Source organism: Nocardia sp. 149-1B (assembly GCF_057747975.1).
Genome location: NZ_CM173233.1, coordinates 2,375,058 through 2,392,302 on the forward strand (window position 1 = coordinate 2,375,058; position 17,245 = coordinate 2,392,302).

A 17,245-nucleotide genomic window follows, 5' to 3' on the forward strand; every position below is an offset into this window, starting at 1 on the left:
CTCCTCATCCTGAGGTGGTGGGGGTGAGGACCACGACCTGCCACAGGTGCGGGGCCGGCAGGGTGGCCGTCAGGTAGTCGCCATCGACGGTGGGTTCAAGGTCGACGAGGTCCTGCTGCCGATCCGGGTCGGCCCACTGGATGCGGGGCAGGCCGGGTCCCATGCGGCGGATCCGGAGGGTCCCGGTCCCGGGGTCGTGGGGTGCTGCCCGCGGTGCGTCCCAGTGGGTGTCGTCCTGGCCGATGAGGTTGATCAGGTGCACGACGTACCGGCCGGAGGCGTCCTCGGTGATCCGCCGCCACACCGTTCCCGGCGCGGCGATGTGGGCGACCTCGACGTCCTCGTAGCTGACGTCGATGTCGTCGTTGTAGTCGCCGGCGAAGCTGCCGGTGACGTCGGTGACCGCTGCAGGGAAGAGCAGCTCCGCGTGCGCGACCGCGAAGTCGTAGTAGCGGTGCAGCAGGTCGGCCGTGGAGTCTTCCACGGCGTGGTTGCGCACGTAGTAGGGGTCGACCAGGATCCGGTCGGCCTCGCCGGCCAGCAGGTGGGTGGCGCCGTGCGAGTAGAGGGTGGCCATCGTGAACGCCGTGGCCAGGTCGGCCGCAGCCGCCGGGGCCGTGTCGTAGACGTGCTGGTAGGCAGCGATCACGACCGGCTTGCCGTCAGCGACGGCCCGGGCGCGGGTCACGGTCTGGGCGAGGTGTCCGAGCTCGAGCTGCGGCTTCCAGACCTCGATGTAGACCGCGTCCTGACGGGTCCGGGCCGTGGCCCAGGTCGGGAAGTCGTTGACGTTGTTGAAGACCAGCCTGCTCTCGGGCAGCTGGTCGCGGACACCCTCGATGAGGGTGCAGAAGCTGTCGGTCAGGTCGACCAGGCTGCCGTCGGGGCGGTGCGCGCGCTTGGGGTACCCGTACTGGTCGAGGTGGAACCCGTCGAAGGCCACGGACCGGGTCGCGTCGTCCAGGTCGGCGCAGAAGTGGTCGAGCCAGTCGGGCGCGGCGGGGTCGAGGATGAACAGGAAGTCGCCGAGCCCGTACGCCGTGCCGGCCCCGGTGAGCAGGGCGTCGTGCTCCCACTTCGGCCACTCCTGCGGTCCCACGGCATAGACGGCCGCGTAGCCCAGTGCATCCGCGCCGACCTCGTGGCAGGCGGCGACCAGGCCGCGGACCGTGGCGAGCGCGACGGGCTGGCCCAACGCGTCGTCGTACTGCTCTCCCCCACCGAGGAGGTCGGCGTGACGATAGGCCCAGTCGTAGAACTGGACACCCGTGAGGTGGAGCCGGCGGAGGTTGTCCGAGACCGCGGCCAGGTCCCGGCCGGGCCGGTAGTCGACGACGAAGCCGTACCGCAGGACGTCACGGGGACGGTCGGTGACCTCGACGGCCGTGCGGGCACCGTCGAGTGCGACGGTGTAGCCGCCCGCCGGGAGCGCGCCGAGCGTCACGATCCCTTCACTCGTGACCGGTTGCGTGGCCACGGTGTCCCCGAGGTGGCGGACGACGAGCTCTCCGGGCCGGGTGATGCCGCGGACCTCGATGCGCACCGACTCGTCGGGGGCGTACACGACGCGCATGGGCAGGATCTCGAACGGCGTGCTCATCCCTTCACCGCTCCGCTGGTCAGGCCCTGGACGAAGTGGCGCTGGAAGACGAGGAAGACCGCCACCACAGGCAGGACCGCGATGATCGAGGCGGCGAACACGAGGCCCCACAGGGTGGAGTTCTGGCCCTGGAACAGGGCGATCGCGATGGGCAAGGTGCGCTTCTCCGGAGAGGTGATGGTGGTCAGCGCCCAGGCGAACTCGTCCCAGGACGCGAGGAAGGTGAAGATCGTGCAGGTGGCCAGCACCGGCCGTGAGAGCGGCAGGACCAGGCGCCAGTAGCGAGCGAACGCCCCGGCCCCGTCGACCTCCATGGCCTCCTCGAGCTCGGCCGGGATGGCCTGGAAGAACCCGCGTAGCAGGAACGTGTTGAGCGAGAGCGTGGAGGCGGCGTAGAAGACGACCAGCCCGAGCAGGGAGTCGATCAGGCCGAGGTGCTTGGCCAGCACGAACTGCGGGATGATCAACATGATGGCCGGGACCATGAGGCCGAGCAGCAGCAGCCGGAACAGGAGCTCGCGGCCGACGAAGCGGAAGCGCGCGAACCCGTAGGCCATCATCGAGGACAGCACCAGGGACAGGACCGTGCTGGCGACCGCCACGACCAGCGAGTTCCAGAAGTAGTGGCCGAAGCCCTGCGAGCTCCACACTCGCTGGTAGTTGTCGAACGTCGCCGGGTGTGGCACGAACTGCGGCGGGATCGTCAGCACGTAGGTCTGGGACTTGAACGACGTCGAGAGCATGTACACGAACGGCATCACCATGACGGCCGCGCCGAGCGTGAGGACGACGTAGCGGACGGCATTGCCGCGGCGCCTCGCGGCAACGTACGAGCCGCGGCGAGGGCTGGCGACGGCGGTGCTCATGCCAGGTCCTCGCTGTCGGTGCGGAATGCGCGGAGCTGGATCACCGAGAGGATGAAGACGCCGAGGGTCAGCATCACGGCGATCGAGGCGCCGTACCCGAAGTCGAGGTTGGTGAAGGCCATCTTGTACATGTACGTCAACAGCACCTGGGTGGAGTCGGCCGGTCCGCCCCCGGTCATCAACAGCACCGAGACGAAGACGTTGAAGCCACCGATGACGAGCATCACGGTGACGAAGAGGACCGCGGGTCGGATGGCGGGCAGGGTGACCGCGCGGAAGCTGCTCCAGCGACCGGCACCATCGAGGGCGGCCGCCTCCGTGAGGTCCTTGGAGACGGACTGGAGTGCCGCGAGGAAGATCATCATCGACCAGCCGATCCCCTTCCACACTCCGAGCGCGGAGATGGCGACCATGCCGGTCCAGCGACCAGAGAGCCAGGAGGTGCGCTCACTGGTCACCCCGGTGACGTCGTGCAGAACCCAGTTGACCAGGCCGCTGTCGGCGAACAGGTACTGAAACAGCAGCGAGACGACGACCCAGCTGGTCACGACCGGGAGGTAGAACAGCACCCGGTAGACGGCCCGGCCGGGCGCCTTGTGGTTGAGCAGCATCGCCACCAGCAGCCCCAGCACGATCTGCGGCGGCACCGTGAGGAGCATGTACAGGCCGCTGTTCTGCAACCCTCGCCAGAACAGCGGGTCGTGGAACGCCCGTCGGTAGTTGTCCAGGCCGATGTACTCACTGGTGGCGCCGGCGACCACGTTCCAGTCGTAGAAGCTCATCTGGAAGGCCTTGACCATCGGATAAGCCAGGAGGAGCAGGAACATCGCCATGCCGGGGGCGATGAACAGGTACGGAGTCAGTGCCCCTCCCCTGGTACGCCGACGGGGTCGGCGTACCAGGGGGGTGCTGTCGTTGGTGCCGGGTGTGGTGCGCACTGTCGCGACGTCCATGGCAGTCATTGAATCCTCGTTGTCCGCTCGCACCCGGCGTCGTCGACCAGCAGGTCCGGCCGGAATCGGTCGGTCGGTCAGTTGGTCTGGGTCAGGAGCGGGTCGATCGCCGCAGCAGCGGCATCGAGCGCCTCCTGGACCGTGGCCTTGCCCTCGAACGCCTTCGTCAGCTCGTTCATGAGTGCGGTGTCGATCGCCGGGGCCTGCGGCACCGAGGGCCGCGGCTTGGCCGTGGCCAGCTGCGCGATGAACGGAGCGAACGCCGGCATGGCTGCCGACTCCTGCGCGTCCAGGGACTTGACCACCGACATCTGACCGGTCTTGGCCATGTTGATCTGGAAGTCGGCGGTCTGGGTGAAGGCGATGAACTTCGCTGCGGCATCCTGGTTCTTCGAGGCCGTCGTCATCGCGATGTCCTCACCGCCGACCACCGAGACCGACCCGCCCGGGCCCGAGGGGACCGGAGAGTAGACCGGCTTGAAGTCGGGGTACTGTCCCGCCCAGATGTCGGCCATCCACGGACCGTCCAGGATCGTCGCGTAGTCGCCCTTGGGCAGGCCGTCGGAGGTCTGGACGGCGCCCTTGTTGCCGATGATCAGGTTCGGGATCGCGCCCTCCTTGTACAGGTCGACGAGCATCTGCACGCCGGCCACGCTCTCGGCACTGTTGAGGTAACCGGTGGCCTTGGTCTGGTCCTCGTTGGTCACCGACCCGCCGGCCGACCAGATCCACGGGTAGACGTTCCATCCCTGGAGCCCGCCGTCGGCGAAGACGGAGATGCCCTGCGCGGCCAGCTTCGGGGCGTCGGCCTGGAGGTCCTCGAAGGTCGCCGGCGGTGCGTCGATGCCGGCCTTCTTCAGCGCGTCCGAGTTCGAGATCATGACCCGGGTGTTGGTGTCCAGCGGGAGGCCGTAGTAGTGGTCGCCGAACTTGTTGGTGGCCAGGCTGCCCGGGTAGGTGTCGTCGGCGAGCTTCTGGAAGTCGCCGAGCTGCTCGTCGAGCGGAGCGAACACGTTCAGCGCTCCGAACTTCGGCACCCAGCCGATGTCGGCACGGACCAGGTCGGGGAGCTCACCCGCGGCCGCGCCGGTGGTGAGCTTCTGCAGCAGCCCGTCGTACGGCATGTCGACGTACTTGATCTTGATTCCCGGGTTGGCCTTCTCGAAAGCCGGGATGACCGTCTTCTCGAGCATGTCGGTCTGGGCGCTGTTGCCGCCGTTGCCGTAGGTGCCCCAGAAGGTCAGGGTGACCGGCTTGGAGGCGGAACCGCCACCGGAGCCGTCGCTGTCGTCGCTGGAGCCGCAGCTCGTGAGCGCGAGCGTGGCCACAGTCGCGAGGGCCAGGAAGGTCGGGATACGACGTGCCATTGTGGGTCTCTCCTCAGAGATAGTGCCGGCGTGGGTGGCGCCCACGTGGATGCGAGTGAAGTCGCGAATCCGTTGGGATCCGGCGCCTGGATGCGAACCTTCGTTGCGGTGCTACGACGCGTCGGGAGGTGGGCTCAGCCCACGACCTGTTCGCTGAGCCGACTCAGGGAGCGCAGCACGCCCTGTCTGAGCATCGTCGCGGCGGCGCCACGGGCCCACGTCTCGTCGGGCAGGGGCCGCACGAGCAACGTGCAGTCCTGCGCTGTGGTGGAGAAGGAGTCCTGCTCGAGCTCTGAGCGCAGGGCGTCCATGAACAGGTCCGAGGCGGCGATGCCCTCGCCCGAGAGAATGACCAGAGGTGGATTGAGCAGGTTCAGCAGCGACGCCAGGGCGCGACCGACGCCGACGCCGGCCTCGGTGAAGACCTCGCGGGCGTGCTCGTCGCCGGCGTGCGCGGCCGCGATGACCTGCGACACCTTGCTGTAGCGGCGTCCGGTCCGCGTCGACATCGCGGCGACCAGTGCGTCGTCGCCGACGACGGCCTCCAGACAGCCCCGCTTGCCGCAGTGGCACACCGGGCCGTCGGGGACGACCACCATGTGCCCCATCTCGCCGGCGGCGCCGTGCACACCGCGCCAGAGCTTGCCGTCGATCACGAAGGCGGAGCCGACGCCGAGTCCGAGGGTCACCAGGGCGAAGCTCTGGAACGCCGAGCCCGGGCCGAACCACTGCTCGGCGACGGCCAGGGTGTTGACGTCGTTCTCGAGGACGACGCTCATCCCGACCCGCTCGGCGACGAGCTTCTGCAGCGGGACCTCGCTCCACCCGAGGAACGGCGCCTGGACCACCATGCCGGCGTTCCCGTCGACGTGGCCGCCCAGGCCGATGCCGATGCCCAGCAGCCGCTCGCGAGCGACCGGGGACCGGTCGAGCAGGGTCTCGGTGAGCTGGGCGATCGCCTCGACGACGCCTGCCGGAGAGGTGTCGGTGTACCGCAGCCGGTACGAGGCCTGCACCTCTGAGTGGAGGTCGGCCATGACGCCGACCAGCTCGCCCTCCATCACCTTCACCCCGACCGCGGAGTGCCGGTCCGGGACAACCTGGAGGGGGATCTGAGGGCGACCGGGCACCCCCGCCTCCCGGTCCTGCTCGACGAGGTAGCCGTCGTTGATCATCGGCTTGACGAGCTTGGTCACCGACGCCGGGGAGAGCCCGGTGAGGCGCGCGGCGTCGCGTCGGGACAGCGGGCCACGAGCGAGCACGGCCTCGAAGACCGCGCCCAGGTGCTGCTCACGGCTGCCCGGACGTGCCGGCGCGTCGAACTGCGCCTCACCCGACTTCACGGCTGGCTTCCCGTCCCTGTGGTCACCACCACAAGATCGACCCTTTGGTTTCGCCTGTCAAGCAACTCACCGAATCTGTCCGAACAGCCAACGACGGTGAGCGTAAATTCGTGATCGCAATCACGCCAGTTGCTTGACGTCCGCAATCAATCCGTTTCAGACTCCTGAGAACTCCCCCATTGCGACTCGTGAGCCGGAGGCACCACCATGCGACTTCCCACGCTGTCCACGGCTGCGAGAGGGGTCGCGCTGACGCTCGTCGGCGCCACCTCCCTCGTCGCGGTGGCCACCGCCCCCAGCGCGGTCGCGACGGGCCCGACCAGCCCGACGAGCGAGACCGCGCGGAGCCTGTACCTGAACAACTGGACCGACACGACGGGCCTGTGGATGGCACCGCAGCTCGCGCAAACCGACTCCAACACCCAGTACGGCCCGCGCCTCGCCGAGCTGCACTACTCCCCCAGCGGGGCGAGCTCCGCGTCGGCGATCAACCAGATCAAGGACTACACCGGGTTCTTCCGCGACGAGACCCATGCCACGAAGTACGACCAGGTGCATGGATTCACCAACGCCACCGGGTACCTCGACTCGGGCGGTGTCCTGCGCTCCGACTACGGCAGCTACAACGGATCCGCCACGACCGTCACGGTCGGCCGCGACTACGCGTTCGTCCCGAACCAGCACTTCCTCGTCGTCCAGTACCGGTTGCACAATCCCGGCGCGAGCGCCGTCACGTTCAACGTCCTCGACAGCGTCCACCTCAACGACGTCGGCACGGCGGGCCAGAACGTCCATGCCACCTGGGACTCCACGCGGAACGCCGCCAATGCGGACATGTCCGCGAGCGGCCAGTACCACATCGTGCTGGGTGCCCTCGAGACGCCGACCGGGCACCAGGTCGGTGACGACACCGTCTCATCGCTCTCGAACGCCGCCGTCGCACCCTGGTACACCTTCGACAACAACGGCACGCTCAGCGGGAACAACTCCGTGACGGCAGCAGACGTCGACATGGCGATCAACAAGCAGGTGAGCATCCCCGCCGGGGGCGATGCGACCGCGTCGTTCTACCTGGCGATCGCGAACACCGACACGGCAGCCCTGGCCGCGGCCGACGCAGCCCGGGCCCACACCGGCGACTACTGGCTCAACGCCACGACGACGGCGTACACGACGTGGCTCAACGCCGGCAGCCGGGTGACGTCGGACTTGTCCGACACCGGGCTCTCCACTGCGTACGACCGGGCACTGGTGACCATGAAGCAGTCCCAGAGCCCGGTCCTCGGCGTGTGGCCGGCCGCGACGAACCCGATCGCCTACGGGTACAAGAGCTGGGTCCGCGACTCCGCGGTGACGGCGCTCGCCCTCGACAGCGCCGGCCACCACGCGGAGGCGGACCAGTACTTCCGCTGGCTGGCCAGTGTCCAGTACGCCGACGGCTCCTTCGGGACCACCTACGACACCTGGACCGGAGCGCATGTCAGCTTCGTCGAGCCCGAGCTCGACAGCGTGGGCATCTTCCTCATCGGCGCCTACCGCCACTGGGTCCAGACGGGTGACAACTCGTTCCGAGACGCCATCTGGACCCAGATCCAGAAGGCGGCCAACTTCATCAGCACCAACATCGCCAGCAACGGTCTCGGCCCCAAGGACGCCTCGATCTGGGAGGAGCAGCAGGAGTTCAACACCTTCACGCAGGCGCTGTACATCTCCGGCCTCTGGGCCGCCGAGGCCATCGCCCACAGCAAGGGCGACACCAGCGACGCCGACAGCTGGAGCAACGCCGTCGGGTCGATCGCCACCACCCTGCAGCGGAGCTCCCTCGCGTCCCCTGCAGGACTGTGGAACTCCCCTGACGGCTACTTCAACCGGGCCGTGAACGCGGACGACACCGGCCGGACGACCGTCGACTCCTCCTCCGACATGTTGATGGTCTCGGGCGCGATCGACCCCGCGAGCAGCCGCGCGTCCTCGCACCTGGCCAAGGTCGTGGCCACCCTGACCCACGACACCTACGGCCTGTCGCGCTACCAAGGCGACAACTTCTACTACACCTCGCCCTACAGTCCGGCAGGCAACGAGGCCGGGGCCGCCGAGCCGTCGTGGCCGCAGATGTCGATGTACGCCGCCATCGACGACGTCTACACCGGCAACACCACCGACGCCCTGAACCGGCTGACGTGGTACGCGAGCCGGACCGCCGTCGGCTACATGCCGCCCGGCGAGGCCGTCTCGAACACCTCCCAGAAGCCGATCGTCTCCACGATGGTCGAGCCGGTGACGGGTGCCTGGTACGTGCTCGCCGCGCTGGCGTTCACGGGCAAGTCCGACACCCGCGTCTACGCGCCGATCAGCAACGCGGGGTCGAACGCCGGCCTCACCGTGCACGCGGGGACCACCGGCGACTGGACGCAGTGGGGGCCGATCCCCTACTTCGTCTCCCCAGTGGGGAATGAGGCGAGCGGCGACGCGAACACCGACATCCGCAACGTCGCGGTCACCAACGATGCCAACAACATCTACGTCCGCATCGACAACGCCTCCGGCACGCTTCCGGGCTTCAACACCACGCCGAGGTTCGCCGTGAACGTCTACGCCGGTGACTACGCGGGGAACCCCTCCACCCCGACGAAGAGCGTCGGCCTCTACGGCGCGGCGCTGACCCGCCCTGCCGCCTACATGGTCGGTCGGTGGTCCGACTCGAACAACTACGCCCACTTCTCCGTCAGCGGCGGGACGTGGACGGCCGACTCCAGCATCACGTCGGTGATCGCCCCGCAGTGGGACACCGCCACCGGTCGGATCGAGGTGGTGATCCCCCGCAGCGCCCTGACCAGCGGGAGCGCCACCGACAACACCACGATCCCGATCACCATCGCGCTCGCCCGGCAGAACCCAACGACGTCGGCATGGAGCGAGGACGACATGATCACCCTCCGCTACCGCCTCACGCCGACAAGCACGCCGTGGATCTACGGGAACGTCCGGTGAGCTGGGCGCTCCCCTGACCAGGGAGTCGCCCGAGGGGCACGGGCGGACGACCTCCCGCTCGGCCGCTCAACACAAGACCGCCTCTGACCAGCGCACGCGCTGGTCAGAGGCGGTCTTCTGTTCGGTCGGGCTGACAGTGTGCTGGCTCAAGACATCCCGGACACATGTCTCAAGACATCCCGGACAGCATGTCTCACGACATAGGAGACACCGGGCCGCGAGCGTGCGGCCATGTCGAAGGCACGCCTGGTCATCACCGCCGTCACCGTGGAGAACCGACCCGTCGCCGAGGTCGTCGCGGCCTACGGGGTGTCCCGTTCCTGGCTCTACGAACTCCTGGCCCGCTACCGAGACGAAGGTGAAGAGGCCTTCGAGCCCCGCTCCAAGGCACCGAAGACCTCACCGGCCGCGACACCGCCCGCGATCGTCGACCTGGTGCTCCGAGTGCGCAAACAGCTCGCCGAGGACGGCCACGACGCCGGCGCCGAGACCCTGCTGTGGCACTTGGCGCAGCACCACGCGATCACGCTGTCGCGGGCCACCATCCACCGGATCCTGACCCGCCACGGCGCCATCACCCCGGAGCCGAAGAAGCGACCCAAGTCCTCCTACATCCGGTTCCAGGCAGCGATGCCGAACGAGACCTGGCAGTCCGACTTCACTCACTACCCGCTCACCGACACCGCGACGTTTCCCAAGGGCGTCGAGATCATCACCTGGCTCGATGACTGCACCCGCTACGCCCTGCACGTGTCCGCGCACCGGGCGATCACCACCCCGATCGTCAAAGCCACCTTCCGTGAAGCCGCAGGTCAGCACGGTATTCCCGCATCCACGTTGACCGACAACGGAATGGTCTACACCGTCCGCCTGGCCGGCATCGGGCGACGCGGTGGCCGCAACGGGTTCGAGCAGCAGCTCCACGACTGGCAGGTGGCCCAGAAGAACAGCAGGCCCAACCACCCCACCACCTGCGGCAAGGTGGAGAGGTTCCAACAGACGATGAAGAACTGGCTCCGAGCTCAACGCGACCAGCCCGAGACCCTGGCCGAGCTGCAAGCTCTCCTCGACCGGTTCGTCACCGAGTACAACCAACACCGGCCGCACCGCTCGCTGCCGCACCGCGCCACGCCAGCAGCGCTCTACGACACCATGCCCAAGGCCATGCCCGGCTCCAGCCGCGACGCAGACACCCACGACCGGGTCCGGCACGACCGCATCGACAAATCCGGCACCGTCACCCTGCGCGTGGCCGGCCAACTGCGTCACATCGGCATCGGTCGAACCCACGCCGGAACCCACGTCCTCCTGCTCGTCCAAGACCTCGAGGTCCGCGTCGTCAACGCCATCACCGGCGAACTGCTCCGCGAACTCACCATCGACCTGACCAGGGACTACCAGCCACGAACCCCGAAATGAAGAACACCCGAACCCACGTTTCCGTGGGTCCGGGTGTCCGCGATGTCCTGAGACATCACACGGTCGGGCTGACAGGATTTGAACCTGCGACCCCTTGACCCCCAGTCAAGTGCGCTACCAAGCTGCGCCACAGCCCGAACACTCCAGATGGTCGCGATAAGCGCGACCACCCGAGCGGCGTGAACACTACCGCAGGCCGGCCACTGCTGCGGAATCGGGTCGTGTGTCTGAGCACGCCGCATGGCGCGTGCTCAGGCACACGACCCACCAGCGGCTGGCGAGGCCGGTCAGCCCATCGTCTTCTGGCCGTCGATCGTCTCGCGCAGGATGTCGGCGTGGCCGGCGTGCTGCGCGGTCTCCAGGGCGATGTGGAGGATGGCGCGGCGTGCTGTCCAGGTCGTCGCGGCGGACCACGGGGCCTCGGGCAGCGAGTGCGCGGTGTCGAGGTCGACGGTGCGCACGAGCTCATCGGTGGCGGCGGCCACCTCGGCGTACGCCGCCAGGATCTCGGTGAGCGTCTCGTCCTCTCCCATCACGAACGCCTGTTGGTGGGCGAGGATCTCGGGCGGCGGGTTGCTCCAATCGACGCTGGCCCAGTCGGGCTGGTTGGCCGCACCGTGCACGACGAAGTCGGCCCAGTTCCTCTCGACTGAGGTCACGTGCTTGACCAGACCGCCCAACGACAGCGCGCTGACGGTCGGCGTGCTGCGGGCGGCCTCGTCGGAGAGGCCCTGCACGGTGAACGTCAGGAAGCCGCGGTGCTTGTGGAGGAGGTCGAGGATGTCGTCGCGTTCGGTCGTCATGCCGAGCACGCTAGGAGGCCAACCGGTCAGAACCTGTCCTCAATCGGAGGCGACCTGGGCGCTGTCGTCACTGACCTTCAGCGAGGAGGTGTCGACGGCGACGAAGGCCGAGGCCGGGATCCGCTTGAGCTCCTCGATCAGGCGCGCCGGCCAGTGGGAGCTCTGCTCGCCCTGGAAGTACCAGGGTGATCCGTTGTCGGCGAGCACGAGGCCGTACTTCTTCATCGCCTCGATCACCGCGACGGCGTACGCCGAGTAGCCCCGGGTGGAGAACCCGGCCCGCATCCGGAACCGCGCCCCCATCGGCGGGTAGGCGAGCGAGTCCTGGGAGCCGGCGTCATGTCGCGCGGGCCAGAGATGGTGGCGGCTGGTCACGTCCGTGGTGAACCGGATCGCGTGGTCGACGCTGCCGGCCTTGACCTCGTTCCACCGCAGCAGCCCCGGCAGGATCGGCAGCCCCGCGGCGTCCGCGGACGTCCAGCCGTCCGGGCGCAGCCGGTTGGAGGCCAGCGACCAGACCGCGCCGGACCCCACGATCCACCGACCGCCTCGCACGCGCGTGTTCCAGGTCTCGTAGAGGCGGCACGCGCCCTTGTCCACCACGATCGCGTGCTTGTCACCCGACGAGCCCCGCCCGCCCTCGATCCGCGTGTCTGCGCCGAGCGGGTATCGCACCCGATCGCTCTCGTCGGCGTAGTCGAAACGGACCCGCACCCGGGGGTGCGACGCAGCCACCACCGTGATCGGGATCCCATAGTTCGGGCCATCGCCGTACGACGGGCCGAAGTCGGGGTGCAGGTCCACCTCGGGCGACATGTGGGCGAGCCAGGCGCGGCTGCGGGCGTGCACCGGGAGGCCACTCACGTCGGCGTGCCACCAGTTGTCGCTCGGGAACGCCGCACACGACGTCCCGGCTACCGGCTTCACGTCCGTCGCCGGGCGCGACGAGTACGACGGCGCCGCGATGGAGCTGCCGATTAGTCCGACCAGGGCGAGGAGCACGAGCCTGCGCATCGCCCGACGGTAACCCCGCCGGACGTGCCCGGCCTACCTCTTGCGCTTCTCCCGCGGCCGCTGCTGGAGCACGATCGGCGTGCCGACGAACCCGAACTCCTCACGGAGCCGGCGCTCGATGAAGCGTTCGTACGACGCGTCGAGCTTGCCGCTGGTGAACAGCACGAACATCGGCGGCGCCGTCGAGGCCTGGGTGCCGAACAGGATCTTCGGCTGCTTGCCGCTGCGCACCGGGTGCGGGTGCTCGGCGACCAAGCGGCCGAGGAAGCCGTTGAGGGCGCCGGTCGAGATGCGGGTCTCCCAGCCCTCGATCGCCTTCTCCAGCGCCGGGACGAGCCGGTCGACGTGCCACCCGGTCTTGGCGGTGATGTTGATGCGCGGCGCCCACTGGACCTGCACGAGCTCGCGCTCGATCTCGCGGTCGAGGTAGTAGCGGCGCTCCTCGTCGACCAGGTCCCACTTGTTGAACGCGATCACCAGCGCGCGGCCGGCCTCGCGGACGGTCTGGATGATCCGGACGTCCTGCTCGGAGATCGACTCGCCGCCGTTGACGACGAGCACCGCGACCTCGGCGCGATCGATCGCGGTGGAGGTGCGCAGCGAGGCGTAGTACTCGTGGCCGGAGGCCTCCTTGACCCGCTTGCGGATGCCGGCGGTGTCGATGAAGCGCCAGGTCTGCCCGCCGAGCTCGATCAGCTCGTCGACCGGGTCGACCGTCGTGCCGGCGACGTTGTCGACGACGACCCGGTCCTCACCGGCCAGCTTGTTGAGCAGTGAGGACTTGCCGACGTTCGGCTTGCCGACGATCGCGATCCGGCGCGGACCGCGGGCCTCGGGCTCACGCTCCGGCGGCGGCTCGGGCAGCGCGTCGAGGATCGCGTCGAGCATGTCGCCCGAGCCGCGACCGTGCAGGGCGGAGACCGGCCACGGCTCCCCCAGCCCGAGGTTCCACAGACCGAAGGCCTCGGCCTCGGTGCGCTGGTCGTCGACCTTGTTCGCGGCGAGCACGACGGGCTTCCCCGACTTGCGCAGGATCTTCACGACCGCCTCGTCGGCGTCGGTGATCCCCACCGTCGCGTCGACCACGAACAGCACCGCGTCGGCCAGGCTCACCGCGACCTCCGCCTGACCGGCGATCCGCTCGGCCAGGCCGCGGGCGTCGGGGTCCCAGCCACCGGTGTCGACCACGGTGAACGCGCGGCCGTTCCAGTTGGCGTCGTAAGAGACCCGGTCGCGGGTGACGCCGGGCACGTCCTCGACGACCGCCTCGCGGCGGCCGATGATCCGGTTGACCAGCGTCGACTTGCCCACGTTGGGCCGTCCGACGACGGCGAGGACGGGTACGGGGCCGAGGGTGTCGCCGTCGCCGGTGAGATCCGCAGTGGCATCCGGGGTGCCGTCGGGGGCACCCTCGAGCTCGGTCATGGTGCTCCTTGATCGGTGACCCCGGTCGCGGGGTCTGGGTCTACGTCGGTCACGGGCAGCGGACCCGGCAGCTGCCGGCCGGTCGACGCGCGCGCACGGTCCAGCACGGCTTGCATGTGCTCCCGTAGCAACAACGAGGACTTCTCCACTTGTTCCCGGGTACGCGGCCACGGGATCGGGTCGATCCGGTAGGCCTCGCCGAAGACGATGTCGATCCTCGAACCGCGAGGCGGCAGCGAGCTGTGGTGCGCGCCGGGCTCCCGGCTCCCGAACATGATGACAGGTACGACGGGTGCGCCGGAAACCAGCGCGAGGTAGGCCGCGCCGCGGTGGAACCGCCCCAGGTCTCCGGCCCCTCGCCCGCCCTCGGGATAGATGCCGACCGCCTGGCCGTCGCGCAGCACCTTCAGGCAGGTCTTCACCGCGGCCGGATCGGCGTGGTAGCGGTCCAGCGGGATCTGGCCGGCCTGGATGAGGAACCGCCCCAGCAGCCCGCGGAACATCTCGATCTTCGTCAGCGCGTGGGCCGCGCGCGGGGCAAAGATCGCCAGCAGCGGCCCGTCGAGGATCCCGATGTGGTTGGACGCGTAGATCACCGCGCCGTGGCGCGGCACCTGCTGCGGCCCGTGCACCCGCACGTCGTACCACCGCCGGAGCAGCCAGCGGGCGAGCGGACGCAAGGGCGAGTTGAGGGCGTAGCGGGGCGCGGAGCGCGCGTTGTCGCTCCGTGGCAGCTCGCGGTGGGCGGCGAGGTCCCTCATCGCGCCCTCATGCGCGGGCCTCCGACTCCACAGCGTGCTCGACCAGCCCGACGACCAGGGTGATGACCTCCTCGAGGGAGTACGGCGTGGTGTCGATGTGGACCGCGCCGTCGGCCATCACCAGCGGGGCGGTGGCACGGCCGGAGTCGATCCGGTCGCGAGCGAGCAGTGACTCCTGCGTGGCGGCCACGTCGGTCACGTCGGTGACGCCCTGCTCGGTGGCCCGGCGTACGGCGCGCGCTTCGGGATCCGCGCTCAGGTAGACCTTGACCGGCGCGTCGGGTACGACGACCGAGCCGATGTCGCGGCCCTCGACGACGATCCCGCCAGAGCCCGTCTCACGGGCGATGACCGCGCGCTGGAGGTTCAGGAGGCGGGCGCGCACCTCGGGGACCGCGCTCACCGGGGACACGGCCGCGTTGACGGCGTCCCCGCGGATCTCCACGGCGACGTCGGTGCCGTCGACGGTGATCGTGGGCGCCTGCGGGTCGGTGCCCGAGACGATCGCGGGTTCGCCGCAGCGGGCCGCCACGGCGGCCGCGTCGTGGACGTCCACGCCCTCCTGCAGCAGCCACCAGGTCATCGCGCGGAACATCGCACCCGTGTCGAGGTAGCGCAGGCCCAAGCGGGTCGCCGCGCCCCGCGAGGTGCTCGACTTGCCCGAGCCCGAGGTGCCGTCGACGGCGATCACGAGACCGACGTGGGTGTCGGGGGCAGGCGTGCGCGGGGTGTGGTCCACGGGGCCGCAGCCTACCGGTGCGTCACCCATCCCCGTGACTCCAGCGACGTCAGGAGGTGCTCAGCGCGGGTCTCGTCGACCAGGAGCTCGACGAGACCGACCGGGCGGCCGGGGTCGTGGTCGATGTGGACGTCCTCGATGTTGACCTCGCTGGCCCCGGCGTCCGCGAAGAGCCGCGCGAGCTCCCCGGGGTGGTCGGGCACCGACACGAAGACCGACCGGGTCGGGCGCACCGGGCCGCCGTGCTTGCCGGGGATCGCGCGGGTCCCGGCAACGCCCTGGGCGAGCACGGTCTCCAGAGCAGTCCGGTCGTCGGCGGCGACCGCGTCGATCACCGTGTCGAGCTGGGCCCGGACCTCGGCGAGCAGCCCGAGCACGGCCTGGGCGTTCGCGGAGACGATCTGGCCGTAGAGCGCCGGGCTCCCGGCCGCCACCCGGGTGACGTCGCGAACCCCCTGCCCCGACAGGGCCAGGTGCTGCTCGGGGGCACCGACCAGGCGTCCGGCCACGAGCGAGGCCAGCAGGTGCGGGACGTGCGAGGTGCGCGCGACGGCCTTGTCGTGCTCCTCCGGGCTCAGCCGCACCGGCACGGCGCCGCAGAGCACCGCGAGCGCCTCGACGAGGCGTACGGCGGCCGCGTCGCTGCCCTCGTGCGGGGTGATCGCCCACGGGCGGCCGTCGAACAGCGCGGGCGTCGCCGCCAGCGGCCCGGAGCGCTCCGACCCCGCCATCGGGTGACCGCCCACATAACGGCGCGCGAGCTCGGGGCCCACCGCCCGCACCACCTGGTCGGGAAGCCCCGACTTCACGCTGCCCACGTCGGTCACGACCGCGTCGGGTCGCTCCCGTAGCGACTGCGCGATCACCGCGCCGAGCGCGTCGGGCGGCACCGCGACCACGACCAGCTGGGGACGGTCCCCCGCCGTGCTCGGCCGTCCCGCGCCGAGACCGGACGCCGTGCGCACGTGCTCGCCGGAGGCGTCGGTGAGCAGCACCTCGAGACCGGCGCGGCTGCAGGCGAGCCCGATCGAGGTGCCCAGCAGGCCGGTGCCGACGATCTCGACCGGGCCGACCAGGTCGCTACTCATCGTCGGGCACCGACCGGACCCGGGTGAGGTCCGTGCGCAGCGCCGCCGCGCCGTGGAGGTAGACGTGGGTGAGGTCCGCGCGAGGCAGGTCGGTCTCGATGTGAGCCATCATCCGCACCACGCGCGGCATCGAGCCGGCGATCTCCAGCTCGCGGGCACAGATCAGCGGCACGTCCCCGAACCCGAGGCGCCGCGCGGCGTACGCCGGGAACTCCGAGACGAGATCGGACGTGGCGGTGAAGATCACCGAGATGAAGTCGTCGACCTCGAGCCCGTTGGCGCTCATCACGTCCACGACCATCTCGGCGACCCGCTCGAGCATGTGGTCTCGCGTGTCCACGTCGAGCTGGGTCGCTCCTCGCACTGCCCTGACTGCCACGACGCAAGGCTATCGAGGTGCGACGCCACCACCGGCGCCGGTCTCACGGCCACGCGCCAGGGTGCCGGCCCACCGTTACCACCCTTCCGGGTGAAGCCGATTGCCGTTCCCGCGGGGGCGCCTCGGTGTAGAACGAGCGAGTGACCTCCATCGAGCCACTCGAGCTCACCGCCGAACGCCACGGCGAGGTGGTGGTCGTGCGCTGCGCCGGTGAGATCGACCTGGCGACGGCCGGTCTGCTCCGGACCCACCTCACCGAGGCGCTGGTCGACGGCTCCGGCGTCCTCGTGGTCGTCCTGGACGACGTCACGTTCCTCGACTCCGTCGGCCTCGGCACGCTCATCGGCGCGCACAAGCGGGCCCGGGTGCTGCAGGGCTCGTTCACGATCGTGTGCACCAGCCGCCCCGTGCTGCGGCTGTTCTCGGTCACCGCGATGAACCGGGTGTTCCGGATCGTCGACACGCTCGAGGAGGCGTTGACGCCCGTCTCGTGACGG

General features: G+C 69.6%; 15 protein-coding genes and 1 tRNA gene. 3 read left to right on the plus strand and 13 right to left on the minus strand.

Annotated elements, in window-relative coordinates:
• Positions 1–4 precede the first annotated feature (4 nt).
• The 5 genes from AC3ANS_RS11400 to AC3ANS_RS11420 all read right to left on the minus strand — a co-directional run bounded on the left by AC3ANS_RS11400 (position 5) and on the right by AC3ANS_RS11420 (position 6,129).
• Complete coding sequence (locus AC3ANS_RS11400; protein ID WP_488296270.1) at positions 5–1,600, minus strand: glycoside hydrolase family 66 protein; 1,596 nt, start codon at positions 1,598–1,600, stop codon at positions 5–7.
• Positions 1,597–2,466 (minus strand): carbohydrate ABC transporter permease, encoded by an 870-nt coding sequence (locus tag AC3ANS_RS11405; RefSeq protein ID WP_488296271.1) that lies wholly within the window; start codon positions 2,464–2,466, stop codon positions 1,597–1,599. Before AC3ANS_RS11405 ends, AC3ANS_RS11400 begins: the two co-directional genes overlap by 4 nt.
• The gene (locus AC3ANS_RS11410; RefSeq protein ID WP_488296272.1) at positions 2,463–3,419 is read right to left on the minus strand and encodes a carbohydrate ABC transporter permease; all 957 of its coding nucleotides are present in this window, start codon (positions 3,417–3,419) and stop codon (positions 2,463–2,465) included. Before AC3ANS_RS11410 ends, AC3ANS_RS11405 begins: the two co-directional genes overlap by 4 nt.
• Before the next feature lie 77 nt (positions 3,420–3,496).
• Positions 3,497–4,786 (minus strand): extracellular solute-binding protein, encoded by a 1,290-nt coding sequence (locus AC3ANS_RS11415; protein WP_488296273.1) that lies wholly within the window; start codon positions 4,784–4,786, stop codon positions 3,497–3,499.
• 134 nt (positions 4,787–4,920) lie between these two features.
• On the minus strand, positions 4,921–6,129 hold the full coding sequence (locus AC3ANS_RS11420) for an ROK family transcriptional regulator (protein ID WP_488296274.1): 1,209 nt from the start codon (positions 6,127–6,129) through the stop codon (positions 4,921–4,923).
• A gap of 207 nt (positions 6,130–6,336) precedes the next feature.
• Between AC3ANS_RS11420 and AC3ANS_RS11425 the strand changes: the two genes are divergently transcribed.
• Both AC3ANS_RS11425 and AC3ANS_RS11430 read left to right on the plus strand, forming a co-directional pair.
• On the plus strand, positions 6,337–9,120 hold the full coding sequence (locus AC3ANS_RS11425; protein WP_488296275.1) for a glycoside hydrolase family 15 protein: 2,784 nt from the start codon (positions 6,337–6,339) through the stop codon (positions 9,118–9,120).
• Positions 9,121–9,351: 231 nt separating this feature from the next.
• A complete protein-coding gene (locus tag AC3ANS_RS11430; protein WP_488293685.1) occupies positions 9,352–10,539 on the plus strand; it encodes an IS481 family transposase in 1,188 nt (395 codons plus the stop codon).
• A gap of 63 nt (positions 10,540–10,602) precedes the next feature.
• Here the strand turns inward: AC3ANS_RS11430 and AC3ANS_RS11435 are convergent.
• From AC3ANS_RS11435 to aroH, 8 genes are all read right to left on the minus strand, one after another.
• A tRNA-Pro gene (locus tag AC3ANS_RS11435) sits at positions 10,603–10,676 on the minus strand.
• Between the two features lie 150 nt (positions 10,677–10,826).
• Complete coding sequence (locus AC3ANS_RS11440; protein ID WP_488296276.1) at positions 10,827–11,342, minus strand: DinB family protein; 516 nt, start codon at positions 11,340–11,342, stop codon at positions 10,827–10,829.
• 39 nt (positions 11,343–11,381) lie between these two features.
• Positions 11,382–12,356, minus strand: a complete 975-nt coding sequence (locus tag AC3ANS_RS11445) for a hypothetical protein (protein ID WP_488296277.1) — start codon at positions 12,354–12,356, stop codon at positions 11,382–11,384.
• A 33-nt stretch (positions 12,357–12,389) separates the two neighbouring features.
• Positions 12,390–13,781, minus strand: coding sequence for a ribosome biogenesis GTPase Der (der, locus tag AC3ANS_RS11450; RefSeq protein ID WP_488296278.1), 1,392 nt, complete (start codon positions 13,779–13,781; stop codon positions 12,390–12,392).
• Entirely contained in the window at positions 13,778–14,542 is a 765-nt protein-coding gene (locus AC3ANS_RS11455) for a lysophospholipid acyltransferase family protein (protein ID WP_488296279.1), read from the minus strand. The genes der and AC3ANS_RS11455 overlap by 4 nt, the downstream gene beginning before the upstream one ends.
• A 7-nt stretch (positions 14,543–14,549) precedes the next feature.
• Positions 14,550–15,281: a (d)CMP kinase gene (gene cmk / locus AC3ANS_RS11460; RefSeq protein WP_488296280.1), complete on the minus strand. Its 732-nt coding sequence runs from the start codon at positions 15,279–15,281 to the stop codon at positions 14,550–14,552.
• Between the two features lie 11 nt (positions 15,282–15,292).
• On the minus strand, positions 15,293–16,369 hold the full coding sequence (locus tag AC3ANS_RS11465; protein WP_488296281.1) for a prephenate dehydrogenase: 1,077 nt from the start codon (positions 16,367–16,369) through the stop codon (positions 15,293–15,295).
• A complete protein-coding gene (gene aroH / locus AC3ANS_RS11470; RefSeq protein ID WP_488296282.1) occupies positions 16,362–16,748 on the minus strand; it encodes a chorismate mutase in 387 nt (128 codons plus the stop codon). The genes AC3ANS_RS11465 and aroH overlap by 8 nt, the downstream gene beginning before the upstream one ends.
• 140 nt (positions 16,749–16,888) lie before the next feature.
• On the opposite strand from aroH, the gene AC3ANS_RS11475 reads away from it, so the two are divergent.
• Positions 16,889–17,242, plus strand: coding sequence for an STAS domain-containing protein (locus tag AC3ANS_RS11475; RefSeq protein WP_488296283.1), 354 nt, complete (start codon positions 16,889–16,891; stop codon positions 17,240–17,242).
• Positions 17,243–17,245: the final 3 nt, after the last annotated feature.